Below are 22,743 nucleotides of genomic sequence, written 5' to 3'. Positions count from 1 at the left end.
CTGACCAGGCAAGATGCGGTCCGTAACGGGGGGTGCGTGACCAACGGCGTGACCAGCGCGCCGGTGAAGAGTGACGCCGGAGAGCCGGGGGGCCGTCAGGGTTTGACGAGCACCCTCTCGGCGCCGGCGATTCCCTTGTCCCACCAGTGTCCGTAGCGTCGGTAGACGGCCGGATCGCGGTCGGTGAGCAGCGCGGACAGCTTTTCCGCCTCGTCGGTCAGACCCTGCCACGCGGCCTTGTCGAGCCTGTGGAAGGCGGTCAGTTCGAGCCCGCCGTCGGCCGCGCGCCATACGCCGGCGACCTGTCCGTCGACGAGCAGACAGGGCAGCACATCGCCGTTGCGCCGGACGACCAGGGGCCGGTACTCCGGGGGCATGAGCCGCCCGGGGACGGCGTGAGCCAGCAGCGTGCTGTCCCACATCGGCAGCAGCCTCGGTGGCGCCGGGGTGTCGTCGGCGGGGACGGTGGCGCCGGCCAGGTCGAACAGAGCCGCGCGGCCGGGCCCCGGTACCCGTACGACCTGGTCGCCGAGCTCATGCAGCGCTCTGGTCGTCACGGCGCGGGTCAGCAGGGTGAACCGGGCGAAATCCTGGGCCGACGCGGGCCCGAACGCCCGCAGGTAGTCGAGGAACAGGCGCCGGACCCCGGCGTCGGTCTCCTGCGGCGCGGGCGCGGGGGCCGCCGGTGAGGCGCGGTAGGAGTTCGGCTGGGTGAACGACCACGGGCCGCCGTTCGGCGCGTGGTGCAGGGGCGCGAACGTACGCAGCGCCCACCACACGCGGTGCGCGTGCTCGCCGTGCCGCCCCGTGACCTCGTCCTCCACCTGGGCGCCGGTGCGGGGCTGTTCCAGGAACCCCGCCAGCTCCGGGAGCAGCGCGTCGGCGTCGTCGGGGGTGAGCCCGGTCGCGGTGAACCGGCGGTCGTAGAGGCGCGACGCCCGCAGCGTGCTCAGCATGGCGGCGCGGTAGGGCTCGTAGTCCTCGGCGTGGACGGCGTGCAGCGTGAGCCGCATGAGGGTCGCCTTCACGATCCGGCCGTCCGCGAACGCCGCGTCGAGGTCTGCGGGCGCGAAGTCCCGTACGCGATTCCACAGCGCGAGGTACGGCGACGCCGGCGTCTGGGCCTGCAGAGCGCAGACCCGGCGCACCGCCTCCGCCACGTCGAGGCTTTTGCGTTCGAGCAGGAGTTGACGGTCCAGCATGGCCAGTACGAGCTGTCGCGCGGTGAGGCTCATGACCCGATCATGTCACCTACACCTCTGGCGCGGCCGTGACATCGGTGCCGAAGGCCGCGAAGGCGGGGGCGTCGGCGGTCCGGCGCTCCCCGGCCAGGGGCGGCCACTAGAGTGCGCCGCGTGAACACCGCGCCTCAGCAGCCGCCCGCCTTCCGACTGATCGTCACCGGCGGCGGCACCGGCGGTCATACCTACCCCGCGCTCACCGCGATCCGCACCCTCCAGGCGCGGCTGGCGACCACCGGCCGCGCCCTCGAAGTCCTGTGGATCGGCACCTCCGAAGGCCTGGAAGCACGGGTCACCCGCGCGGAGGGCATCCCGTTCACCACCGTCGCCACGGGGAAGATCCGCCGCTCCTCGAACCCGCTGAAGATGATGTCCCCGGCGAACGTCCGCGACATGGCGCGCGTGCCGCTCGGGGTCGCTCAGGCGCGCGGCGCGATCTCGGCCTTCCGGCCCGACGTCGTTCTCGCGACGGGGGGTTACGTCGCGGTGCCGGCCGGACTCGCCGCCCGGATGTGCCGCGTCCCGCTGGTCCTGCACGAGCAGACCGTGCGCCTCGGGCTGGCCAACCGGAAGCTGGCGGGTTCCGCGACGCGGATCGCCGTGTCCTCGGAGTCCACGCTGCCGCTCCTGCCGCAGGGCGTACGGTCCTCGGCGGTGGTCACCGGCAACCCCGTACGGCCGGAGATCCTGACCGGCCGCCCGGACAAGGCCGTGACGGCGCTGGACCTCCAGACCTTCGACCGCCGCCTTCCGACGGTCTACGTCACCGGCGGCGCCCAGGGTTCGCAGCAGATCAACGACGTGGTCGGCGACGCGCTGCCCTGGCTGCTGGAGCGCGCCAACGTGGTGCACCAGTGCGGCCCGGCCCACCAGGACGCACTGTCCGCACGCGCCGGGGATCTGCCCGCCCCCCTCGCCGCCCGCTATCACCTCGCCCCCTTCATCGGCCCCGAACTGCCCGACGTCCTGGCCCTGGCCGACCTGGTGATCTCACGCAGCGGCGCGGGCACCCTGGCCGAACTGACCGCCCTCGGCAAGCCCGCGGTCTTCATCCCGCTCGCGACGGCAGCCGGCAACGAACAGGCCCACAACGCACGCCACTTGGAGAAGTCCGGCGCGGCAGTCGCACTCCTCGGCGACATCACCGGCGAACACCTGCGCCAGGCGGTCGGCCCCCTCCTCGCCGACCCGGCACGCCGCGACACGATGGCCACCGCCGCCAGGACCCACGGCCGCCCGGACGCCGCGGAACGCCTCGTGGACGTAATCCTGTCCGCAGCGTCCCGGTGACGCCCCGCTCACCGAGGTAGCGGCGCAGGACCGGCCCCCTCACCACACCCTCCCCCGCAGCCCCCGTACGCTTCTCCGTTCACGTACGACGAGGGGGACGGCGGTACCGATGGTGGGCACTTTTGTGGGGGTCGTGGTGGTGCCGCTGGTCGTCGCCGGGCTGGCTCGGTGGGGGGCGGGGAGGCGGCGGCACGCGCTGGCCATGGGACGGCCCGTGCACTTCCGGTGCCGGCTCGACGGGCGCGGGGGACGGCTGCTGGCCGACCCGCGTCTCGACGGGCCCGTCTTCCTCGACCGCTCCGGGAACGCCGTCGCCGTGCCCCGTGGCGGGGAGGCCCCGGGCGCGACGGTCGCCACCGACGACCGGTCCCTCGTCGAGCGGGTCAGCCTGCGCTACCGGACGCCCGAAGGCCGGGTGATGCGGCTGGGTCTGCCCACGCACGACGCGCGGACGCTCGGCGACTGGCTGGGCGAACAGCCCCGCGAACAGGGGCGCGAACAGCCCCCCGAGCAGCCCTGCCCGGTTCCCCCGACCGGCCGACGGCCGCTGCTGCTGCCCGCCGCCCCGTCCTGGGCGGTGTTCGCCCTCGCGGCCGCCCTGTTCGTGGGCCTGGCTGCCGCGGACGTCGTGGTGTTCGGGACGCACACGGCCGCCGAGGTCGTACGGGTGGACCGGGACGAGGAGGTCTGCGCCGTCACCTGGGACGGCGGCGTGGAGCGGGCGGAGGTGGACTGCGACGCGGCGGACCTGCGCACCGGCGACCGGATACCGGTGGTCGCCCTCCCCTGGCCCTTCCTGGGCGACGCTCTGGACACGAGTGTCACCCCACGGGTGGTCGCCGCACTCGGCGGCGGCCTCGGACTGCTCGGCCTGGGCGGCGTGTTGGTGGTCAACCCGCTGCTCTGTGCCCGGCGCGTGCGGCGGGCACGCCGGGCCGGGCCCGCGGTCCTTCCGCAGCCGGTCGCGGACGGCGAGGCGGCCGAGGAGGAGTGGTCCGCCCTCGGCGACGACCCGCGCTACGCGAGCCTCGCCGCCGCGGCCCGGCACGGCGACCGCCATCGGCCGGGCCCCCGGGTGACCCCGCCGCGCCGAGGTCCGGGCCGTACGTCCCTCGCGCCCTGGGCCTGGGTACTGACCACCGTCCTGGGCACCACCGCCTGGTGCGTCCTGCCGTTCTCCTGCGCCGCCGTCCTCGACGACCACTTCCACCTGGGGCACTGGCGTTTCCTCGTGTTCGGCACGATCGTCATCGCGGCCCTCGCCCGGATCGGCTGGGTGGCGACCGACCGCTCCGCCCTGTGCGGTCCGGTGCTGCGGGCCGCGCGTCCGGGCGGCGGGGCGGACGCGTGGCGGCCCATGCGCTACGTCCGGCTGCGCCGGGGCACCGGCGAGCTGGTGCTCGTCCTCTTCCGGCCGGAGGGCGGGGACGTGACGGCGCCCCAGTTCCTCCAGCCCATCTCGCGCGCCCGCGGCCGTGGGTACCGCACCGTCGGCGGCCCCCCTCCGGTCGGCGAGGCCCTGGTACGCGACACCGGCGCGGGACCGCTCATCTGCGAGATAGACGGCGTCCGCTATCTCCCCGCCACCCGCGCCACCGAAGCCACGACCGACCCCGCCCGCACCCGCGACGAACTCCGCGCCCTCGCCGAAAGCCACCTCCGCCCGGCCGGCCGGTCCTGAGCCTGCCCCCCGACCGGCCCTGACACAGGCGCTCCACCCCCGCACGGGGCCTCACCTGCCGCCGATCGCCTCCCGGCACAACGCCCCCAGCGACCCGTCCCCCTCGTACGCCCGCCGCGCCTCGTCCATCGGCGTCCAGAAGGAGCCGTCGGGGGTGCGGAGGCAGGGTTCGCCGTCGGTGGGCCACCATTCCGCTCCCGTCTGGCGGGCGATGACCTCGCCGGCGTAGGCGCCGAAGCCGCGCAGGACGCGGCGGACGGCCTCGTACGGGGGGCCGTCGCGGCGGATTTCGTCGATCACGCGGTCGACGCGCCACACGCTGCGCACGGTGTAGTCGAGCCGGAGCCGGGCGCCCTCGCGGAGCGCGGCGACGGTGTCGGCGGCCCAGCGCGCGGGACGGGTGTCCACGGGGGCGGGCGGGTACGTGGAGGTGGGGTACGGGGCTGTCACACCAGGGACAGCGGTCCCGGGGCCCCGGCCGTAACAGGAATCCGGGCTGTTCCGCGAACCGGCGCAGGACCGCCCCACCACCACCCCGGGACGATCACATCTCCCGCCCCTGGGGAGGGGTTTGAGCGGCAGGACGCCCTGAAGAACCGTTACGCCCGACCCGCCCGACCCGCCCGACCCGCCCGACCCGGTCCGCCCGGTCCGCCCGGCCCGCTGAACCCGCCCCGCTCAGCCCGCCCCGCTCAGCCCGCCCCACCTCACCCCTGACTACGAGCCCGCCGCGAAACCACCGCCTGAAGCACCCGCCGCCCCTCGATCGACACGTCCAGAGCCCGCCGCAGCCCATTCGTGCCGTGCTCGGCGAGGAGCTCCAGGACCACGGTCTGCCGGCGGAGTTCGGCCGCGACCAGCGGGGAGGACGTCTCCTCCGTGCCCCCGTCACGGTCCTCGGCCGCGTCGGCCGCCGGGGCGGTGTCCTCGGTGGCGGGGTCGAGAAGCCGGTGGACCTGGAGGGCGGCGAGCGAGCACGCGTCGGCCCACTCCCGCAGCGCGCCGGCGGACCACTCGGCCGGTGCCGTCTCCAGCATCCGCCGGACCAGCCGGGCCGCCTCGTCCTCGCCGGGGTCCACCGCGCCGAGCGCGGCCCGGGTCTTCTCCAGGGTCTCGGACCAGTCGGAGCCGTCGGCGAGGTGCGCCCAGAGCGGGCGCAGGAGCTCGTCGTCCTCGTACAGCAGGGGCACGCACCGATCCGAACAAGCCAGACCACTGGCGGCCAGTCCGCGCTCGTCGGCCTGTGCGATCAGTTCCACCAGGCTCATGGAATCTCCCCTCGCCTGGGCACCGTCTTTACGGAGCCCGCATTTCCCCTTACTGCGTGCGACGGCCCCGTAGTGTCACAGTCGCCTGTTTTCAGCCAAGAACGGGGGCGGCCGGAACACCGAGCGCCTTCTGGTGCTGCATCCGGGTCAGCCGGAGCACGACCAGCGCGGCGAGCACGGCGGCGGCCATGTCGGTCAGGTCGGAGAAGAGCATGACGCGCGCCTCCCACACACCGTCCCCGTCGAACCGCGTCGTCGCCTGGTCCGCGATCACCGAGACCAGCCACAGCGCCCACCAGCTGTCGATCAGCCGCTCCCCGGCGGGCCGCCCCGGCGGAGCGCTCGCGTTCCAGATGTCGGTCACGATCCGGCGCGGGAACCACAGGTTGACGAACGGGCAGAACCACGCGCCGATCACCCACCCCCGCGCCATGCTCTGCCCGGACTGGTCGAACAGCTCGGCGTTGACCCGCACCCGGTACAGCCAGCACAGATAGACGACGATCGTCGCGACCATGAGGAGCACCTGAACGCCCCCGGTGAGCCCGGTGGCGAGGTCGGCCAGGTCGGAGGTACGCCCCTGGGTCGCGCTGTCCAGCTGGAGCGCGTCGGCCCCGACGGCGAACACGTCGGCCACGGCGACCAGCGCGAGGAGCGTGACGGTGGCCCGCCCGAGCCCGACCGGCGAGCGCAGCGGGAGGCCGGGCGGCAGCGTGTACGGCGCGTCGTGCGGGTGTCCCGCAGGCGCGGGCGGCGGATACGCCCCGGCCGCGAGGCACTCCGGGCACAGCGCGGCCCCGGCGGAAGCGGGCCGGAGGCCGCAATGGGTACAGGTCATGAAGGTTCAGCCCCCCGGTGAATGCCGGACCCCTCCCCGGGTCCGGGCGCGTAAGGAAGCCGCCGACGAGCGGACTCACCGGCGGCTTTACCCGGACCTTACTTTCCGGTCGAACGTCAGTCCAGCCGATTCGCCAGCTGCCGGAACCGGTCCCAGGACAACGGCGGCTGCCCCGGATCCCACAGCTTCTGCACGGTCGCCCTCAGCGGCATCCGGATGCCGGAGGCGACCTGCGCCTCGGTCTGGGCGTGGGGGAAGTCGCACCACACCGCGAACGAGCCGCCGAGGATCTGGCCGTCGTAGCGCGCCGGGACGGGATCGGTGCCCCGGATCACGCGCGGGGTCCACTGCTCGTAGATGCGCTGCCCGGTCGGGTAGACGAAGGTCTGCGGCTCGCCGAGGACGTAGTAGAGGTACTCGTCGTTGTAGTTGAGGACCTTGCGGCCCGCGCTCAGGTACTCGGCCGGGGGCCGGGCGCCTATCTCCTTGCCGGTCCAGTAGGCGACCTGGAGGTCCTTGGCGGGCTGGATCGAGGTGTCGCGCAGGAAGCCGTCGTTCCAGGCCCGCATGGTGCGGTCGTGGGCGCGGACGGTGGCGGCGCGGTCGTTGAGCCAGCCGGTGGCCAGGTCGGCGACGGAGCCGTCGGGGCCGAACCGCTCGCGCGCGGCGGAGGCCAGCTGGGGGTAGGAGGCCTCGGGGTCGGAGACGGTCAGCGCCTGGTACTCGTCGCCGCCCAGGTGCCAATGCTTCTGGGTGAACAGGCCGGAGTACTCGTTGAGCAGATCGTCGACGATCTTGGCGGAGGCCGGCTTGGAGATGTCGATCGCGCCCCGCGTCGGGGTGCCGCTCGCGTTGCGCAGCTGGAGATCGGGGTGGGCGGCGATGACCGCGCCGAGGTGGCCGGGCGAGTCGATCTCGGGGACGACCGTGATGTGCCGGGCGGCGGCGAGGTCGATGATCTTCTTGACCTGCGCCTTGGTGAGATGGTCTTTGGAGACGATCTCGGGGTGCGTGGTGGACTGGATCCGGAACGCCTGGTCGTCGGAGAAGTGCAGTCCCAGCTCGTTGAACTTCAGATCGCCCAGTTCCCGTACCCGGTCCTCGATCCAGGTCTCGGAGAACGGTTTGCGCGCGATGTCGAGCATGAAGCCGCGTACCGGTTTGGCGGGTTCGTCCTTGACGACGCCCTCGGGCGCGGTGCCGCCGCCGTGCACCTCCTGTTTGAGGGTGCGGGTGCCGTAGAAGACGCCCGCGTCGGCGGGGCCGCTGATCTCCACCCGGCCGTCGCGCACGGTCATGGTGTACGACTCCGGATCGCCGCCTTTGCCGCCGAGCGTCAGGCGTACGTCACCGGCGCGCACGTCCTTCGTCTGCCCGGCGTACTTCAGGCCGAGCTCGCCGGCTATGAGCTTGCCCTCGTCCGCCAGCCGCGGATCGGTGACCACCACCCGGTCGCCGTTCGAGGGGCGCCAGCCGGGGCCGTGCGCCGGGGTGTGGGACCGGACCGCCGGTATGGTCTGGGGGGCCTTCGACAGCGGATAGTTCCGCGTGGGGGACGGGCTCGGGCTGTCGCCCACGCTCGCGGCGTCCGAACCGCCGGGCGAGCCGCCGCCCGAGGAGGCCCACACGCCGACGCCCACGCCGGCCACGACCGTCCCGGCGACCGCCGCCACGACGATCGCCCGTTTCCGCTTCACCTTCACCTGACGCGCCGGTGCACGGCGCCTGTGCTGGCTCACGATCCCAACCTACGACCGAACCGGCGGGGACCCGTCATCGAGAGTTTCCGAAACTCTCCCGTCCGAGTGAAAATCGGGCATCCGTCGGACACACAGTGACCACTCTCGATAACGTGTCGGCACACCTTTCACACGTTCCCCTGCCGTACCTCACGCATCCCCCTGCCCCACACCACCCGTGACGCGAGGACCCACGCTGCCTGCGCACCGTTCGCCGTATCTCCCCACGCCGCTCGACGCCTTCAACCTGGCCCCCGCCGACGAGGCCCGCGCCCTGCTCAGGCGCTGTCTGCCCAGCGCGCGCTGGGCGCACCGGCTCGCCGAGCACCGCCCGTACCCGGACCTGCCCGCCCTGCTCGCGGCGGCCGACGAGGCGGCGTACGACCTGGGGCAGGCCGACCTCGCCGAGGCGCTCGCCGGGGAGTCCCTGCCCCGGCTGCCCGAGGGGACGTACTCCGCCGCCCACACCGCGCTCGACGCCGCGCACGCCGCGTACGAGGCGCGATTCGGCCATGTTTTCGTCATCTCCCCCGGCGACGCCCCGCCGGAGGAGCTGCCGGACCGTGTCCTGGAGGGCATCCGGTCACGATTGACGAACGATCCGGACGACGAACGGGCGGTCGCGGCCGAGGAACTGCGCGGCCTGGCCCGCCACCGCCTCGCCGCCCACCTCGGCGGCGCGGGCTGCCGCACCACCAGCGGCTACGCGCCCCGCCCCCGGACGTAGCGGGCGAAGCGACCCCGCCGAGCCCCGACGAGCCCCGACGAGCCCCGACGGGCTCCCGCGTGGCCCCGGTCACGCGTGCGATGCGGGGTGGATCACACAGACCGGCCCCCCGTCGGCCCTGGCGCACGTCATGGATACGATGCTGAGGGCCGGTGGACCGTACCCGGCCGGGCCCGACCGACAGTGAAGCCGGCGCGGCCCTAGTCCCCGCACCCGGAGGGTTCTTCCGTGCCGGCTGGAACGCTGTACCGCGGCCGGGAAGGTATGTGGTCCTGGGTGGCTCATCGAGTCACCGGCGTCCTCATCTTCTTCTTCCTGTTCGTTCACGTGCTGGACACCGCTCTCGTGCGTGTCTCCCCCGAGGACTACGACAAGGTCGTAGCCACGTACAAGACCCCGATCGTCGCGCTGCTGGAGTACGGCCTCGTGGCCGCAATCCTCTTCCACGCGCTCAACGGTCTGCGCGTCATCGCCGTCGACTTCTGGTCGAAGGGACCGCGCTACCAGAAGCAGATGCTGTGGACCGTCGTCGGTGTCTGGCTCGTCCTCATGGTGGGCGCGCTCTACCCCGTCCTCGGCCACGCCGCTCGTGTCCTGTTCGGGAGCTGACGCCGATGTCCACCTCTGAGATCAATCTGACGGGCTCCTCCGCGGAAGGCTTCGAAGACGCCTACGCGCTGAACCTCGACGCGCCGCGCTCGCGCACGCGCACCAAGAAGACCCCGAAGTCGACGCGGGGCAACTTCGAGATGGCCGCCTGGCTCTTCATGCGCCTGTCCGGCATCGTGCTGGTCGTCCTCGTCATCGGCCACCTGCTGATCCAGCTGGTGCTGGACGGCGGCGTCTCCAAGATCGGCTTCGCCTTCGTGGCGGGCCGCTGGGCGTCCCCGTTCTGGCAGGTCTGGGACCTGGCGATGCTGTGGCTGGCGATGCTGCACGGCGCCAACGGCCTGCGCACGGTCATCAACGACTACGCGGAGCGCGCGAACACCCGTCTGTGGCTGAAGGCGCTGCTCTACACCGCCACGGTGTTCACCATCCTGCTGGGCACGCTGGTGATCTTCACCTTCGACCCGAACATCCGCTAGGCACGGGGCTGCGAGAATCATGAAGATCCACAAGTACGACACCGTCATCGTCGGCGCCGGTGGCGCGGGCATGCGCGCGGCCATCGAGTCCACGAAGCGCAGCCGCACCGCGGTGCTGACCAAGCTCTACCCCACCCGCTCCCACACGGGCGCCGCGCAGGGCGGCATGGCCGCGGCGCTGGCCAACGTGGAGGAGGACAACTGGGAGTGGCACACCTTCGACACGGTCAAGGGCGGTGACTACCTGGTCGACCAGGACGCCGCCGAGATCCTGGCGAAGGAGGCCATCGACGCGGTCCTCGACCTGGAGAAGATGGGCCTGCCGTTCAACCGGACGCCGAACGGCACCATCGACCAGCGGCGCTTCGGCGGTCACTCCCGCAACCACGGCGAGGCCCCGGTCCGCCGCTCCTGCTACGCGGCCGACCGCACCGGCCACATGATCCTCCAGACGCTGTACCAGAACTGCGTCAAGGAGGGCGTGGAGTTCTTCAACGAGTTCTACGTCCTGGACCAGCTCATCACCGAGGTCGACGGCGTCAAGACGTCCGCCGGTGTGGTGGCGTACGAGCTGGCCACCGGCGAGATCCACGTCTTCCAGGCGAAGTCCGTGATCTACGCGTCCGGCGGCACCGGCAAGTTCTTCAAGGTGACCTCCAACGCGCACACCCTGACCGGTGACGGCCAGGCCGCGTGCTTCCGCCGGGGCATCCCGCTGGAGGACATGGAGTTCTTCCAGTTCCACCCGACCGGCATCTGGCGCATGGGCATCCTGCTCACCGAGGGTGCCCGCGGTGAGGGCGGCATCCTGCGCAACAAGGACGGCGAGCGCTTCATGGAGAAGTACGCGCCCGTCATGAAGGACCTCGCCTCCCGCGACGTCGTCTCGCGCTCGATCTACACCGAGATCCGCGAGGGCCGGGGCTGCGGTCCCGAGGGCGACCACGTCTACCTCGACCTCACGCACCTGCCGCCGGAGCAGCTGGACGCGAAGCTCCCGGACATCACCGAGTTCGCGCGCACCTACCTCGGTATCGAGCCGTACACGGACCCGATCCCGATCCAGCCCACCGCGCACTACGCCATGGGCGGTATCCCGACGAACGTCGAGGGTGAGGTCCTGGCGGACAACACCACCGTCATCCCGGGGCTGTACGCGGCCGGCGAGGTCGCCTGTGTCTCCGTGCACGGCGCCAACCGGCTGGGCACCAACTCCCTGCTCGACATCAACGTGTTCGGCCGTCGCTCGGGCATCGCCGCCGCCGACTACGCCCACACGGTCGACTTCGTGGAGATGCCGGAGAACCCGGCCGGGTTCGTCGTCGAGCAGATCGAGAAGCTGCGGAACTCCACCGGCACCGAGCGGGTGGCCGACATCCGCCGCGAGCTGCAGGAGACCATGGACGCCAACGTCATGGTGTTCCGCACCGAGCAGACGATCAAGACGGCGGTCGAGAAGATCGCCGAGCTGCGCGAGCGGTACGAGAACGTGGCGATCCAGGACAAGGGCAAGCGGTTCAACACCGACCTGCTGGAAGCCATCGAGCTGGGCAACCTGCTGGAGCTGGCCGAGGTCATGGCCGTCTCCGCGCTCGCCCGCAAGGAGTCCCGCGGCGGTCACTACCGCGAGGACTACCCCAACCGCGACGACGTCAACTTCATGCGCCACACGATGGCGTACCGCGAGACGGGCGACGACGGTTCGGAGACCATCCGTCTCGACTACAAGCCGGTCGTCCAGACCCGCTACCAGCCGATGGAGCGTAAGTACTGATGGCTACCCCTGTTCTGGACAAGGTGGAGGCCGACGCCGCCGCGTCCCCCTACATCACGGTCACCCTGCGCATCCGCCGGTTCAACCCGGAGGTCTCGCCGGACGTCCACTGGCAGGACTTCCAGCTGGAGATGGACCCCAAGGAGCGCGTCCTCGACGGGCTCAACAAGATCAAGTGGGACCTCGACGGCACGCTGACCTTCCGGCGTTCCTGCGCCCACGGCATCTGCGGGTCCGACGCCATGCGGATCAACGGCAAGAACCGGCTGGCCTGCAAGACGCTGATCAAGGACGTCAACCCCGAGAAGCCGATCACGGTCGAGCCCATCAAGGGCCTGACCGCGCTGAAGGACCTCGTGGTCGACATGGACCCGTTCTTCCAGGCGTACCGCGACGTCATGCCGTTCCTGATCACGAACGACACCAACGAGCCGACGCGTGAGCGCCTGCAGTCCGCCGAGGACCGCGAGCGCTTCGACGACACCACGAAGTGCATCCTGTGCGCCGCGTGCACCTCGTCGTGCCCGGTGTTCTGGAACGACGGCCAGTACTTCGGCCCGGCCGCCATCGTCAACGCGCACCGCTTCATCTTCGACTCGCGCGACGACGCAGGCGAGCAGCGCCTGGAGATCCTCAACGACCGTGACGGCGTGTGGCGTTGCCGCACGACCTTCAACTGCACGGACGCCTGCCCGCGTGGCATCGAGGTCACGAAGGCGATCCAGGAAGTCAAGCGCGCCCTGATCACGCGCCGCTTCTGACCCTTCCGCAGCACGCCCGAGGGCCCCGCTTCCGGTCTCCGGAAGCGGGGCCCTCGGGCGTTGTCGCGTGCGGGGGTCGCGGGGTGCGGGTGTTCAGCCGCGCAGGACGCGGCCCTTGCTGTCCGTGCGGTCGTCGCTCACGAGGAAGATGATGCCGTCGATGAGCGCCCAGAGGCCGAGGCCGCCGCAGGTGAGGAGCTGGGCTATCCCGAGGCCGACATTGCCGACGTAGAAGCGGCCGATGCCGAGGGTGCCCAGGAAGATCTGCAGGATGCCCGCGACGATCTTGGACTTGTCGGAGTACGGGCGGCCCTGCGGGTCGAACCCGTAGGGGGCGTCAGGGGTGGGGACGCTCATGGCGGTTGCTCCTGGGGGTGCCGTAGGGACTGCGGGCAGGAGAGACCCCACGGCGAAGTGCGTGCCTCGTCGTCCCCCCTGTGCGTGGTGATCCTAGGGAGACGGGGTGAATGTTCAGGAGAACGCGTGAGTGATCGTGTTCTTACCGTTCTCTTACCGTGATCAATGATGAACGTTCCGGATCACGGACCACGTCACCGCCAGCCCCAGGACCGCCACCTGGGCGCGCGGGCTCAGCCGGGGCTGCCAGCGGCGCCCGTGCAGCCCCTCCCAGGCCCAGCGGCCCAGGAGCGCGAGCGCGTACGGGGAGACCAGGAGCAGGGCGCGGTTGTCCAGCCAGGCCTGGGCGAGGTGGCCGTGCAGGAGGTCGTAGACCATGCGGGTGCCGCCGCAGGCGGGGCAGAGCAGCCCCGTGACCAGGCGGAACGGGCAGCCGGGCAGGAGATGGCCGGGCTGGTGGGGATTGGTGCCGTAGAGATACGCGGCACCGGCCGCGCCGGCGGCGAGCACCGCCAGGGGTGCCGCCGCCGGGTGACGGAACGCGAGAGAGGCGCGGGGCACGGTCTCAGCCGCGCAGGGGGCGGCCCTGGGCGTCGGTCTGGTTGTCGCTGACCAGCAGGATGATGCCGTCGATCAGCGCCCAGATGCCGAAGCCGCCGCAGGTGAACAGCTGGGCCAGGCCCATGCCGACGTTGCCGAGGTAGAAGCGGCCGACGCCCAGGGTGCCCACGAGGAGCTGGAGGACGCCCGCGATGACCTTGGACTTGTCGGAGTACGGGCGCCCGTAGGGGTCGTAGCCGTAGGGGGCGTTCGGGTCGCCGGTGTACATGCCCGGCGGGATGGCGCCCGGGGGCGGGTAGTAGCCCTGCTGGTAGCCCGGGGGCTGCTGGTAGCCCTGCTGGTAGCCGGGCGGGGGCTGATAGCCGGGCGGGGGCTGGTTGGGGTAGCCGTACCCGGGAGCCGGAGCGGGGCCGGGACCGGCGTCCGGCCCGGGACCTGAGCCGGACTTCTGGAAGTCGGGCCCCTGGGGACCCGGCTGCTGGGGCTGCTCGCTCAAGAGGACTACTCCTGGGGATCGTTACGACAAGACGATTATTTCGGCTCATCATGCCAGGCAGTCCGACGCCTTGGTTGAACACGTTCAAAAAGAGGTCTACAGTCATGCCCTGTCAGCGTTTTGAACGCGTTCAAGAAGGGGTGGGGCATGGACCGCACCGTCATCGCCTACGTCATCTACCTGGCCGTCAGCATCGGACTGACCGTCTGGGTGGCCCGTACGCTCAGCCGGAACGGCCGGATCTTCCTGGCGGACGTACTGCGCGGCGACGAGAAGCTGGCCGACGCCGTGAACCATCTGCTGGTCGTCGGCTTCTACCTCGTCAACCTCGGCTTCGTGGCGCTCTACCTGAGCAAGAGCGGGGAGATCGAGGACACCCGCGGCGTCTTCGAGGCCCTGTCGACCAAGCTCGGCGTGGTGCTGCTCGTCCTCGGCGTGATGCACCTGGGCAACGTGTACGTGCTCAACAAGATCCGCCGCCGGGGCCTGATGGAGCGGGAGCCCAGCCCGCCGGTGGCCCCGCAGAGCTGGATCCCGCCGGTGGCGCCTCCGGCGGCCGGGGTATGAGCGCCCCCGCCACCGCCCAGGACCGGGGCACGGCCACCGCCACCGCCCCGGTCCACGGGCTCACCGTCCTCTACGACGCCGAGTGCGCGCTGTGCCGGCACGTACGGGACTGGCTGGCCGGCCAGCCCAAGCTGGTGCCGGTACGGCTGGTCGCCGCCGCGTCCGCCGAGGCGCGCGAGCGGTTCCCCGGGCTGGACCCGGCCGACACCCTGGAGCAGGTGACCGTGGTCGGCGACGCCGGGCAGGTCTACCGGGGCGCCCGCGCCTGGATCGTCGTCCTGTGGGCGCTGCGCGAGCACCGCCCGCTGGCGCACAAGCTGAGCACGCCGACGGGGATGCGCTTCGCGCGGGGCGCGGTGCTGGCCGCCGCCAAGTACCGGGTCAGGCAGTGGGGCGGCCGGGAGACGTACCGCCGGGCGGACGGCTGGCGGTACGACCCGGCGACGGGCTGGGTGCACAGCTCCCCGTCCTGTTCCGACGGCTCCTGTCCCACTGGCTAGGCTCTTCTACCGTGCCCGCGAAGAACGACGGCCCCGACCAGGCCGCCCCCCAGACCAAGTCCGAGCAGACCCGCGCGCTCATCCTGGAGACCGCGATGCGGCTGTTCCAGGAGCGCGGCTACGACAAGACGACGATGCGGGCGATCGCGACGGAGGCCGGGGTCTCCGTCGGGAACGCCTACTACTACTTCGCGGGCAAGGAACACCTGATCCAGGGCTTCTACGACCGGATCGCCGCCGAGCACCAGGTGGCGGTCCGGGAGGTGCTGGACCGGGAGACCGACCTGGAGGCGCGGCTCGCGGGCGTGCTCACCGCGTGGCTGGACGTGGCCCGGCCGTACCACGAGTTCGCGGTCCAGTTCTTCAAGAACGCCGCCGACCCGGACAGCCCGCTCAGCCCCTTCTCCCCCGAGAGCGGCCACGCCCGCGAGCAGGCGATGCGCGTCCACCGCGAGGTCCTGGCCGGCTCCAAGTCCAAGGTCGCCCCCGAACTGCGGGACGTCCTGCCCGAGTTGATGTGGCTGTCCCAGATGGGGCTGGTCCTCTACTGGGTCTTCGACCGCACCGAGAACCGCGAACGCAGCTACCGCCTGGCCCGTCGCGGCGCCCGCCTCACCGCGCGCGGTGTGGCCCTGGCCCGCTTCCGCGTACTGCGCCCGCTCGTGCTGGAGGTACACGAATTGTTCACCGACTTCCTGCCGGGGATGACGAAGGCGCTGCCGGATCCGGGGAAACGCTCATGACGAGTGCGCTGCTCACACCGAGGGGCCGCGTCCGCGCCTCCGGCGAAAGCACGGCGGCGGGCAGCACGGCAGCGGGCAGCACGGACCCCACCCCGATCCTGGACTGGCACCACCCCTCACTGACCGCCCTCCCGCAGCCCCTCCCCGCCGACGACCCGCTCACCGCCCTCCGCCGGGCCCACCGCTGGATCGCCGGCGCCGTCCGCCCGGTGTACTCGGTGCGCGACGAGCGGCCGGTGTCGGAGGTACTGCGCCGCCGCCGGGGCTCGTGCAGCCAGCGGCTCGCGGTGCTGGAGGCCTTCGCGCGGGCGTCGGGGGTGGCCACGCGGGTACGGGGGCTGGTCGTGGACGGGCGGTACTGGTACCCCCGCTTCCCCGGCCTGGAACGGCTCGTACCCGACCAAGTGATCCTCGCCTGGCCCGAGTTCGACCTCGGCACCTCCTGGCTGACCGTCTCCGAACTCTTCGGCGACCTGAACGACCTGACCTCAGGCGCCCCCTTCACCAACTCCGGCCCGGAAACCCTCTTCGACGCCCTCTCCCGCACGGCGATCGACTGGCACGGCACGACAACCTGCGCGACCGGCTCCGCCCCCTGCGACCTCTCCGCCCACGTCCTCACCGACCTCGGCCACTTCACCTCCCGCGACGAACTCTTCACCCACCACGGCCAGACCCTGTGCGGCCTGGCCCGCCTGCTCGCGGAACCGGTGCTGGGGCGACGGTCGGCGGGCGCCTGATGACGGGCCCGGAGGCGCCCCCGTAGGCTGGGCTGCCGTCCTCACCACGTCGGGGACTCACCCTGGGGAACGGCTGACGAAACTCTCATGGATCTTCACTGGTACCTCGCGCGCGGAATCCTGCCGTTGGGCCGTTTGACCGGCCATCGCCCCACGGCGGAGGAGCGGAACCTGTGCCGGCGCCTGGCCCACGGTGACCGAGTGGAGGGCGCCGAACTCGGCATGGTCCTCCCGGCCGCGGCCTGGGCATGGTGCGGCACGGCGATGACGGCCATAGCCTGCGCGGCCACGGCCCTGTTCCTGGACGACGCCGTCGGCTGGCCCCTCTTCGCGGCGCTCGTTCCGGTCGCGACGGCCGTACTGGGACTCTCCCTGGGCCTCTTCGTCATCTGCTACCTGCGCGACAGCCTGCTCGACCATGCCGACGAGAGGGGCCCGGGGTCCAGGACGGGACGTATCGCCGCACGATGCGCCCCTCCCCGTGCGTACGACTTCTGGCTCGCCGCTGCGGCAGCGACCTGGCCCACGCTGTGGTCCACAGGCGTCGTATGACCGGTGAAGAGAAGCGCGAAGAAACAAGACTGCCCTGCGCACGGCGGCGTGAGAACGCGCTCGCGGGACGCACAGGCCACCCAGGACCGGATCGTCGCCGCGGGCGGCACCCTGCTCTTCCCGGTGACGGACGTCGTGGACGGGCGGTAACCGGTACCCCCCGCTTCCCCGGCCTGGAACGGCTGGTACCCGACCAAGTGATCCTCGTCTGGCCCGAGTTCGACCTCTTCGGCGACCTGAACGACCTGACCTCAGGCGCCCCCTTCACCAACTCCGGCCCGGAAACCCTCTTCGACGCCCTCTCCCGCACGGCGATCGACTGGCACGGCACGACAGCCTGCGCGACCGGCTCCGCCCCCTGCGACCTCTCCGCCCACGTCCTGACCGACCTCGGCCACTTCACCTCCCGCGACGAGTTGTTCACCCACCACGGCCAGACCCTGTGCGTCCTGGCCCGCCTGCTCGCGGAGCCGGTGCTGGGGCGACGGTCGGCGGGCGCCTGATGGCAGCGGGCTCCGCCACTCGCTACGGCGGCGGCTGGTACCTCCTCGCCCCCGCCCTCGCCGCCCTCGGCACGTACGCCGGCACCTTCTGGACCGCGCGCTCCTGGTCGAACTGCCCCCTGGGCAACGATGCCGGCAACAACCTCGGTCTCCAGCTGACGATGCTCGCCGTCTGGCCCTGCCTGACCCTGCTCCTCCTCCTGCTCCAACTGGCCCTTCAACTCCGCCCACTTCGCGGCGGCCTGGCGACCGCGTGGCTCCTCCTGCTCACCGGAGCCGCCGTCCTGACCCTGCTGTACCGCCTCGGAATGGACTGGCCGTACGACCCACCCGGCGGCGACTGCATGGACGGCTACCCCCTCTTCCCGTTCACCGGCAAAACGGGCCCGGGGGCGGCCCCCTAGGAACACGGCGACGGTCTCTCGCGCCCTGTCGTGGACCAGAGACCCGCTCTCCGGTGCTGCCACTGTCGCCGGAGACCTTTCACCTCTGAGCAACCGCACGCACACGCTGCGCGGTAGCTTGGTCGCCGGAGCGGGACTTGAAGCCTTGAGAGTGGGCGGGAGTCGGGGCGATGGGCGGCAAGGAACCGAACGCCGGGCTGGCGCGACCGCTGGACGAAACCGGTGGGAAGCACGCCCGGTTGGCGCGTCAGACGAATGCCGTCGGCACGGAGACCGGTACACCGCTCCGCTATGACGAGTCGGCCGTCAGCCACTGGTTGAACGGCACCATTCCCCAAGCCCCCTCCCGGCGTGGCGTCCTGGGAGCCGGTCTCTTCTCGGTCGCGCTCACCATCCCCGGCTGGCAGGACGTCCTCGGACGGCTGGAGGCGTTCAAGGCGGGGCGGGCGACTCGCATCGGGATGCCGGAAGTCCGGATGGTCATCGACATGACGGCCAAGGTCTCCGAGCTGGACGACCAGTTCGGCGGCCGTCACGCCCGCCCCATGGCCGCCGCGTTCCTGGTGAACACCGTCACCGGCTATCTGCACGCGGACGGCCCCGAGGACGTGCGCAAGGCCATGATGGCCGCGGCGTCCGACCTCAGTTATCTCACGGGCTACATGGCCGTCGACGAGGGCCTGCATGGCCTCGCGCAGCGCTACTACGTCAAGGCCCTCGAACTGGCGGGGGCGGCGGACGATCACCTGACGTACTGCACCACGCTACGCGGCATGAGCGTGCAGGCCGTCGACCTCGGTCATGGCGCGAAGGCCATGGACCTCGCGGACGCCGCCGCTGCCGCGTCCCCCGCCGCCGGCCCCCGGATGCGCGCGTTCCTCGCCGGGCAGCAGGCACACTCGGCGGCGCTTGTCGGTGACCGGCCCCGCGCCCTTCGGCACATCCGTGAGGCGGAGGCGGCCATGGACCGCGCGGAAAGCAGGGGCAAGCCGTTCGGTTCGTACGACCCGTCGTCGCTGAACTACCACCTCGCGCAAGTGCGTTACGAGCTGGGCGATGTGGCCGGGTCGGTCGAGGCGATGGAGCGGTCGGACCGGCTGCGCGTCGGGGTCTACCGACGGGCCCGGGTACGTCACCGCGCCCTCCTCGCGGAACGGCAGCTGCGGCTGGGGCATCTCGAAGCGGCGTGCGAGACGTGGAAGTCCGCACTGGACGAGTGGCCCATGGTGCGGTCCGGCCGGGCCGACGACCGTATGCGCGTCATGCTCACGCTGATCAGGCCGCACCGCGAGAACGCTCACGCGCGCGACCTGTACGACCGGGCGAAGGCCGTACTCCCCGCGTCCCCGCGCTGACCACCGCGCGTGATCCGGACGCCCCTGCCATCCGCTCCTACGCAGCCGGCCCCGCCACCGGGGTCGCCGTCACCTGCGTCCCCGACACGAGCACCGCCAAGCCGGGCACTTCGTACGTGACCGGACCGCTCGGGCCGCGACGGCGTGTCGGGGTCGGGTTCGCGGGCCGGGAGGGTCAGGGTGACTGCCGGGAACCCTCACCAGAGAGCGAGCGAGCGATGCCCGACGTCACCACCCCGTACGCGACCGGCACCCCGTGCTGGGTCGATCTGATGGCGCAGGACCAGCAGGCCGCGCTGGACTTCTACCGTGACCTGCTCGGCTGGCAGGGCGTGGCGGGGCCGGCCGAGTTCGGCGGGTACGCGGTCTGCGAGCTGCAGGGCAGGCCGGTGGCGGGCATCGGCCCGGCGATGGCCCCCGAGGGGATGCCGGAGCCGCCCACCGTATGGACCAGCTACCTCGCCTCCACCGACGCGCAGGCCACCCAGGACCAGATCGTCGCCGCGGGCGGCACCCTGCTCTTCCCGGTGACGGACATCGGCACGCTGGGCCGGATGCTGGTCGCCGCCGACCCGCAGGGCGCGGTGTTCGGCGTCTGGCAGCCGGGGGACTTCTTCGGCGCGGGCGTGGTCAACGAGCCCGGCGCGCTGATCTGGAACGAGCTGCACACCACCGACGTGGAGGCCGCGGCGGCCTTCTACGGCGAGGCGTTCGGCATCGACATCGTCCCGGCCGACGGCGTCGACTCGTACGGGGAACTGCACGTCGGCGACCGCACGGTCGGCGGCGCCACCCTCCTCGCCAACGACCCGCCGGGCACCCCGGCCCACTGGCTCACCTACTTCGCGGTGGACGACGTCGACTCCACGGTGGACGCGCTGGTCAAGCGCGGCGGGACGGTGCTGGCTCCGCCGTTCGACATGGTGGCGGGCCGTATGACGGTCGTCGCGGACCCGCAGGGGGCGCCGTTCGCCCTGATCAAGCCGTCCCCGCGCTGACGGCGGGCTCAGCGCCAGGAGTAGCCGTAGGAGTACCCGAGCGCGGCCACGGCATCCGGCCCCAGCTCCGGATGCCGTGCCCGCATGACCCCCTCCGCCGCCCGAGTCCCCTCCCCGAGGTCCTCCCCCTGGAACGGCAGCGCCATCATCTCGGCCACCAGCGCCTCCACCCTCGGACGCAACTCCCCTGCGGAATCCCCGAGTTCCTGTTCAAGTCGGCCGGAATCCAGCCGCGGAAAGCCGTACGGCTCCCGCGTGACGAACGCGGTCACAGCACGGCTGAGCAAGTCGTCTACGGGCACGGGCGCGAGCGTAGTCCAGGGCGACATCGCGGACCAGACCCGCTTCTGGCTCACGCCGGGCTACGGGCGCTTCTCCCCCCGAACAGCCCGGCTCCGTCGGCTAATTGAGTCGACACCCGCGCCGGCCCGCGCCAGACTCCCCGCGATGACGACACGAACCGACACGCCCCCCACGTGGGACGAGCGTGCGCAGCTGACCACGTTCCTGGACTACGCCCGGGACACCGCGCGGGCCAAGTGCGAGGGGGTGTCCGCCGAGGGCGCCCGCACCGCGCCGATCGCGAGTTCGCCGCTGATGACGCTGTGCGGGCTGATCAGCCATCTGCGGTGGGTCGAGTACTACTGGTTCCAGGTGATGTTCCTGGGCGAGGAGATGGAGGGACCGCTCGCCGAGGCGACCGACGACGACCCCGACCCGGAGATGCGGACGGCGGTCGACACCCCGCTGCCCCGGCTGCTCACCGAGTACGAGGAGCAGAGCGCCCGGTACCGCCGCCTGGTGTCCGACCACGACCTGGACACGACGGCCAAGCGCCCCCTCCGCGACGGCCGCCACGTCGACCTCCGCTGGGTCCTCCTCCACCTCATCGAGGAAACCTCCCGCCACAACGGCCACCTCGACGTCGTACGCGAACTGGTGGACGGCGAGACCGGCGCCTGAGGAAAGCATCCGCTTCTACCGGACCGAAGGTCACCCGTCCGGTTGCCGGCCGCCGCCCCACTGGCCCTGGCGGTCCTCGCCCTGTCCGGGCAGCCGGCCGAGATCGTCGACGGTGGGGGCGGCCTGTGCGGGGCGCTCGTCATGCCGGAGAGCGACTACTACGGCGTCACCCGGCCCTGACCCCCTGTGCCGAGCACGTCCTGGAGGGCGCGCACCGCGCGCTCGCGGTGGTGCTGCGCGGGGATCGCGCGGTACAGGTCCATGGCGCGGCGGTGGACGAGTCCGTTGCGGTAGGCGGGCGGGAGGCCGGAGAGGACGGCGACGGTGCGTCGGCAGGCTTCTTCGGTGTCTCCGTCACGGTGGGCACAGGCGGCGGCGTCGACCGCGAGCAGGGAGCGGGTCATGGTGCTGGTCGGCGCGGACAGTTCCAGGGCGCGCTGCTGGCTCTCGCGGGCCCGCCGGGTGTCGCCGAGCGCGGTCAGCGCGTGGCTGAGGTGGACGTGGTGCTTCTGCTCGCCGTGGGTGAGCCAGGTGTCCGCGCGGTCGGTGGCGGCGAGCCGCGCCATGAGGGTGTCGGCGTCCGCGAGCGCGGCGCGGGCCTGCTCGGGCTGGTGGGCCAGGGCGTAGGCGCGGGCGGCCACGGCGGCCGCGAGGGTCGCGGCGGCGGTCGGCAGGGGTCCGGCGATCTGTCGGGCCTGCTCGGCCAGGCGGGCGGCAGCCTGGGGGGCGCCCCAGTTGATCGGGACCATGGCCTCGCGGGCGAGGACCCAGGCGTGCAGGTGGCGGTCGCCGGACTCACGGGCGGCGGCGGCCGCGGTGGCGAACCACGCGCGGGCCTCGCTGCGGGCTCCGAGGTCGTGCAGCACCACGGCGGTCATCCCGGCCATCTGCCCGGCGACCCGGCATACCCGAGTGCGAGTGGCCACGGGCTGGACGGTGGCGAGGAGCGGGCGCAGATCCGCGAAGTCGGCGACGAGGTCGGCCAGGAAGCGCGTCGGCGCCTGGCCGCCGTAGCCGTAGCCGTAGGTCTCGGCGGCCGCCTCCAGGTCGGCCAGGTCGGCGGAGGCGGTGCCGGCGGCGGTGAGCGCGGTGTCCACCGAACGCCGGGTGTCGGTCAGGGTGGTGAGGGCGGGCGCGGTGAGGCCGGCGGCGAGCGCGCCGCGCAGAATATGGCGGCGTTTCATCGGGTCGTCTCCATCGGCGGGCTCCGGGAGGTGCGTCGGGGCTCTGTCTTCCCAGGGTCGCGCAGCAAGGCCGAGGAGGGTACCGGGGATACGAAGTCCGTCCGCAATCCGCTCGATCGTGTCCATCGCGGTCACGCCCGCTTCGTTCTTGCTGACCTTGGAGACCCGCTCGGGTTTCATGCCGACGGCCCCGCCGATCCGGTTGGCGCTGATTCCGGCCTCCCGGACCAGGGCGAACAGGGCGGCGAAGTCGCGCTCGCGGGCGGCCTGGACGAATCCAGGATCGGCCAGCAGCCGGGGCGGAACTGGAGCCGGTGCAGCCGGTAACAGCGGTGACTCGCCCACAAGTCCCCCTTGAGTCACGTGATGTGACGGAGCGTGTGTGCAGACCATACCCCCCTGGCGGGGCCCCC

The 22,743-nt window shown here is 72.0% G+C and carries 28 protein-coding genes; 18 read left to right on the top strand and 10 right to left on the bottom strand.

Translation table 11 applies throughout. The annotated features are described in order from the left end of the window. Positions 1–95: 95 nt before the first annotated feature. Positions 96–1,235, bottom strand: a complete 1,140-nt coding sequence (locus tag AB0898_RS08310; protein ID WP_366802034.1) for a winged helix DNA-binding domain-containing protein — start codon at positions 1,233–1,235, stop codon at positions 96–98. 120 nt (positions 1,236–1,355) lie between these two features. Here AB0898_RS08310 and murG point away from each other — a divergent pair, with 120 nt between their 5' ends. Then, positions 1,356–2,531, top strand: a complete 1,176-nt coding sequence (gene murG / locus AB0898_RS08305; RefSeq protein WP_366802033.1) for an undecaprenyldiphospho-muramoylpentapeptide beta-N-acetylglucosaminyltransferase — start codon at positions 1,356–1,358, stop codon at positions 2,529–2,531. A 109-nt stretch (positions 2,532–2,640) separates the two neighbouring features. Continuing rightward, a complete protein-coding gene (locus AB0898_RS08300) occupies positions 2,641–4,212 on the top strand; it encodes a hypothetical protein (protein WP_366802031.1) in 1,572 nt (523 codons plus the stop codon). A gap of 51 nt (positions 4,213–4,263) precedes the next feature. On the opposite strand, the gene AB0898_RS08295 is transcribed toward AB0898_RS08300, so the two are convergent. The 4 genes from AB0898_RS08295 to AB0898_RS08280 form a co-directional block, all read right to left on the bottom strand. Then, positions 4,264–4,662: a hypothetical protein gene (locus AB0898_RS08295; protein ID WP_366802030.1), complete on the bottom strand. Its 399-nt coding sequence runs from the start codon at positions 4,660–4,662 to the stop codon at positions 4,264–4,266. 257 nt (positions 4,663–4,919) lie between these two features. Next, positions 4,920–5,480, bottom strand: a complete 561-nt coding sequence (locus AB0898_RS08290) for a hypothetical protein (protein WP_366802029.1) — start codon at positions 5,478–5,480, stop codon at positions 4,920–4,922. 91 nt (positions 5,481–5,571) lie between these two features. Beyond that, positions 5,572–6,318 carry a DUF4328 domain-containing protein gene (locus tag AB0898_RS08285; protein ID WP_366802028.1) on the bottom strand — a complete coding sequence of 249 codons (747 nt, stop codon included), beginning with the start codon at positions 6,316–6,318 and terminating at the stop codon, positions 5,572–5,574. 116 nt (positions 6,319–6,434) lie between these two features. Then, on the bottom strand, positions 6,435–8,057 hold the full coding sequence (locus AB0898_RS08280; protein WP_366802027.1) for a glycoside hydrolase family 20 protein: 1,623 nt from the start codon (positions 8,055–8,057) through the stop codon (positions 6,435–6,437). A 178-nt stretch (positions 8,058–8,235) separates the two neighbouring features. Here AB0898_RS08280 and AB0898_RS08275 point away from each other — a divergent pair, with 178 nt between their 5' ends. The 5 genes from AB0898_RS08275 (at position 8,236) to AB0898_RS08255 (ending at position 12,407) form a co-directional block, all read left to right on the top strand. Beyond that, positions 8,236–8,784 (top strand): 2-oxo-4-hydroxy-4-carboxy-5-ureidoimidazoline decarboxylase, encoded by a 549-nt coding sequence (locus AB0898_RS08275; RefSeq protein WP_366802026.1) that lies wholly within the window; start codon positions 8,236–8,238, stop codon positions 8,782–8,784. Positions 8,785–9,012: 228 nt separating this feature from the next. Continuing rightward, positions 9,013–9,393: a succinate dehydrogenase, cytochrome b556 subunit gene (sdhC, locus tag AB0898_RS08270; protein WP_078495794.1), complete on the top strand. Its 381-nt coding sequence runs from the start codon at positions 9,013–9,015 to the stop codon at positions 9,391–9,393. Positions 9,394–9,398: 5 nt separating this feature from the next. Continuing rightward, positions 9,399–9,872: a succinate dehydrogenase hydrophobic membrane anchor subunit gene (locus tag AB0898_RS08265; RefSeq protein WP_018544066.1), complete on the top strand. Its 474-nt coding sequence runs from the start codon at positions 9,399–9,401 to the stop codon at positions 9,870–9,872. Between the two features lie 19 nt (positions 9,873–9,891). Continuing rightward, positions 9,892–11,646, top strand: coding sequence for a succinate dehydrogenase flavoprotein subunit (sdhA, locus tag AB0898_RS08260; protein ID WP_366802025.1), 1,755 nt, complete (start codon positions 9,892–9,894; stop codon positions 11,644–11,646). Continuing rightward, positions 11,646–12,407 (top strand): succinate dehydrogenase iron-sulfur subunit, encoded by a 762-nt coding sequence (locus tag AB0898_RS08255; protein WP_366802024.1) that lies wholly within the window; start codon positions 11,646–11,648, stop codon positions 12,405–12,407. Before sdhA ends, AB0898_RS08255 begins: the two co-directional genes overlap by 1 nt. Positions 12,408–12,500: 93 nt before the next feature. Here the strand turns inward: AB0898_RS08255 and AB0898_RS08250 are convergent, their stop codons facing one another. The 3 genes from AB0898_RS08250 to AB0898_RS08240 form a co-directional block, all read right to left on the bottom strand. Then, the gene (locus AB0898_RS08250) at positions 12,501–12,764 is read right to left on the bottom strand and encodes a TM2 domain-containing protein (RefSeq protein WP_366802023.1); all 264 of its coding nucleotides are present in this window, start codon (positions 12,762–12,764) and stop codon (positions 12,501–12,503) included. Positions 12,765–12,926: 162 nt separating this feature from the next. Beyond that, positions 12,927–13,325 carry a DUF2752 domain-containing protein gene (locus AB0898_RS08245; protein ID WP_366802022.1) on the bottom strand — a complete coding sequence of 133 codons (399 nt, stop codon included), beginning with the start codon at positions 13,323–13,325 and terminating at the stop codon, positions 12,927–12,929. 4 nt (positions 13,326–13,329) lie between these two features. After that, positions 13,330–13,821 carry a TM2 domain-containing protein gene (locus AB0898_RS08240; protein WP_366802021.1) on the bottom strand — a complete coding sequence of 164 codons (492 nt, stop codon included), beginning with the start codon at positions 13,819–13,821 and terminating at the stop codon, positions 13,330–13,332. Between the two features lie 147 nt (positions 13,822–13,968). Here AB0898_RS08240 and AB0898_RS08235 point away from each other — a divergent pair, with 147 nt between their 5' ends. From AB0898_RS08235 to AB0898_RS08195, 9 genes are all read left to right on the top strand, one after another. Beyond that, entirely contained in the window at positions 13,969–14,388 is a 420-nt protein-coding gene (locus tag AB0898_RS08235; RefSeq protein ID WP_366802020.1) for a hypothetical protein, read from the top strand. After that, a complete protein-coding gene (locus AB0898_RS08230; RefSeq protein WP_366802019.1) occupies positions 14,385–14,888 on the top strand; it encodes a DCC1-like thiol-disulfide oxidoreductase family protein in 504 nt (167 codons plus the stop codon). The genes AB0898_RS08235 and AB0898_RS08230 overlap by 4 nt, the downstream gene beginning before the upstream one ends. 11 nt (positions 14,889–14,899) lie before the next feature. Beyond that, on the top strand, positions 14,900–15,631 hold the full coding sequence (locus AB0898_RS08225) for a TetR family transcriptional regulator (RefSeq protein ID WP_366802018.1): 732 nt from the start codon (positions 14,900–14,902) through the stop codon (positions 15,629–15,631). Further along, positions 15,628–16,371 (top strand): transglutaminase domain-containing protein, encoded by a 744-nt coding sequence (locus AB0898_RS08220; protein ID WP_366802017.1) that lies wholly within the window; start codon positions 15,628–15,630, stop codon positions 16,369–16,371. Before AB0898_RS08225 ends, AB0898_RS08220 begins: the two co-directional genes overlap by 4 nt. An 87-nt stretch (positions 16,372–16,458) precedes the next feature. Further along, positions 16,459–16,923 (top strand): hypothetical protein, encoded by a 465-nt coding sequence (locus AB0898_RS08215; protein WP_366802015.1) that lies wholly within the window; start codon positions 16,459–16,461, stop codon positions 16,921–16,923. A gap of 197 nt (positions 16,924–17,120) precedes the next feature. Continuing rightward, a complete protein-coding gene (locus tag AB0898_RS08210; protein ID WP_366802014.1) occupies positions 17,121–17,426 on the top strand; it encodes a hypothetical protein in 306 nt (101 codons plus the stop codon). Then, the gene (locus tag AB0898_RS08205) at positions 17,426–17,830 is read left to right on the top strand and encodes a hypothetical protein (RefSeq protein ID WP_366802013.1); all 405 of its coding nucleotides are present in this window, start codon (positions 17,426–17,428) and stop codon (positions 17,828–17,830) included. The genes AB0898_RS08210 and AB0898_RS08205 overlap by 1 nt, the downstream gene beginning before the upstream one ends. A 170-nt stretch (positions 17,831–18,000) precedes the next feature. After that, positions 18,001–19,185, top strand: a complete 1,185-nt coding sequence (locus tag AB0898_RS08200; RefSeq protein WP_366802012.1) for a transcriptional regulator — start codon at positions 18,001–18,003, stop codon at positions 19,183–19,185. Between the two features lie 218 nt (positions 19,186–19,403). Beyond that, positions 19,404–20,183 carry a VOC family protein gene (locus AB0898_RS08195; RefSeq protein ID WP_366802011.1) on the top strand — a complete coding sequence of 260 codons (780 nt, stop codon included), beginning with the start codon at positions 19,404–19,406 and terminating at the stop codon, positions 20,181–20,183. Between the two features lie 8 nt (positions 20,184–20,191). Here AB0898_RS08195 and AB0898_RS08190 read toward each other — a convergent pair whose 3' ends face one another. Beyond that, positions 20,192–20,485: a hypothetical protein gene (locus AB0898_RS08190; protein ID WP_366802010.1), complete on the bottom strand. Its 294-nt coding sequence runs from the start codon at positions 20,483–20,485 to the stop codon at positions 20,192–20,194. Between the two features lie 145 nt (positions 20,486–20,630). Here AB0898_RS08190 and AB0898_RS08185 point away from each other — a divergent pair, with 145 nt between their 5' ends. Then, complete coding sequence (locus tag AB0898_RS08185; RefSeq protein WP_366802009.1) at positions 20,631–21,146, top strand: DinB family protein; 516 nt, start codon at positions 20,631–20,633, stop codon at positions 21,144–21,146. A 42-nt stretch (positions 21,147–21,188) separates the two neighbouring features. Continuing rightward, entirely contained in the window at positions 21,189–21,326 is a 138-nt protein-coding gene (locus AB0898_RS08180; protein WP_366802008.1) for a hypothetical protein, read from the top strand. Here AB0898_RS08180 and AB0898_RS08175 read toward each other — a convergent pair. Then, complete coding sequence (locus AB0898_RS08175) at positions 21,305–22,675, bottom strand: hypothetical protein (RefSeq protein WP_366802007.1); 1,371 nt, start codon at positions 22,673–22,675, stop codon at positions 21,305–21,307. The two genes, AB0898_RS08180 and AB0898_RS08175, sit on opposite strands and share 22 nt — an antisense overlap. Between the last annotated feature and the right edge of the window lie 68 nt (positions 22,676–22,743).

This window comes from Streptomyces sp. NPDC005435 (genome assembly GCF_040703155.1).
GTDB lineage: Bacteria > Actinomycetota > Actinomycetes > Streptomycetales > Streptomycetaceae > Streptomyces.
This window is presented reverse-complemented; position numbering and strand designations above follow the sequence as displayed.

Bases quoted from the DNA above. Each gene is read 5' to 3' on its own strand.
- AB0898_RS08235 (WP_366802020.1), top strand. From the start codon at position 13,969: ATGGACCGCACCGTCATCGCCTACGTCATCTACCTGGCCGTCAGCATC.
- AB0898_RS08200 (WP_366802012.1), top strand. From the start codon at position 18,001: ATGGGCGGCAAGGAACCGAACGCCGGGCTGGCGCGACCGCTGGACGAA.
- sdhA (WP_366802025.1), top strand. From the start codon at position 9,892: ATGAAGATCCACAAGTACGACACCGTCATCGTCGGCGCCGGTGGCGCG.
- AB0898_RS08265 (WP_018544066.1), top strand. From the start codon at position 9,399: ATGTCCACCTCTGAGATCAATCTGACGGGCTCCTCCGCGGAAGGCTTC.
- AB0898_RS08285 (WP_366802028.1), bottom strand. From the start codon at position 6,318: ATGACCTGTACCCATTGCGGCCTCCGGCCCGCTTCCGCCGGGGCCGCG.
- AB0898_RS08215 (WP_366802015.1), top strand. From the start codon at position 16,459: ATGGATCTTCACTGGTACCTCGCGCGCGGAATCCTGCCGTTGGGCCGT.
- AB0898_RS08205 (WP_366802013.1), top strand. From the start codon at position 17,426: ATGGCAGCGGGCTCCGCCACTCGCTACGGCGGCGGCTGGTACCTCCTC.
- AB0898_RS08195 (WP_366802011.1), top strand. From the start codon at position 19,404: ATGCCCGACGTCACCACCCCGTACGCGACCGGCACCCCGTGCTGGGTC.
- AB0898_RS08185 (WP_366802009.1), top strand. From the start codon at position 20,631: ATGACGACACGAACCGACACGCCCCCCACGTGGGACGAGCGTGCGCAG.
- AB0898_RS08230 (WP_366802019.1), top strand. From the start codon at position 14,385: ATGAGCGCCCCCGCCACCGCCCAGGACCGGGGCACGGCCACCGCCACC.
- AB0898_RS08250 (WP_366802023.1), bottom strand. From the start codon at position 12,764: ATGAGCGTCCCCACCCCTGACGCCCCCTACGGGTTCGACCCGCAGGGC.
- AB0898_RS08300 (WP_366802031.1), top strand. From the start codon at position 2,641: ATGGTGGGCACTTTTGTGGGGGTCGTGGTGGTGCCGCTGGTCGTCGCC.
- AB0898_RS08310 (WP_366802034.1), bottom strand. From the start codon at position 1,235: ATGAGCCTCACCGCGCGACAGCTCGTACTGGCCATGCTGGACCGTCAA.
- AB0898_RS08290 (WP_366802029.1), bottom strand. From the start codon at position 5,480: ATGAGCCTGGTGGAACTGATCGCACAGGCCGACGAGCGCGGACTGGCC.
- AB0898_RS08220 (WP_366802017.1), top strand. From the start codon at position 15,628: ATGACGAGTGCGCTGCTCACACCGAGGGGCCGCGTCCGCGCCTCCGGC.
- AB0898_RS08255 (WP_366802024.1), top strand. From the start codon at position 11,646: ATGGCTACCCCTGTTCTGGACAAGGTGGAGGCCGACGCCGCCGCGTCC.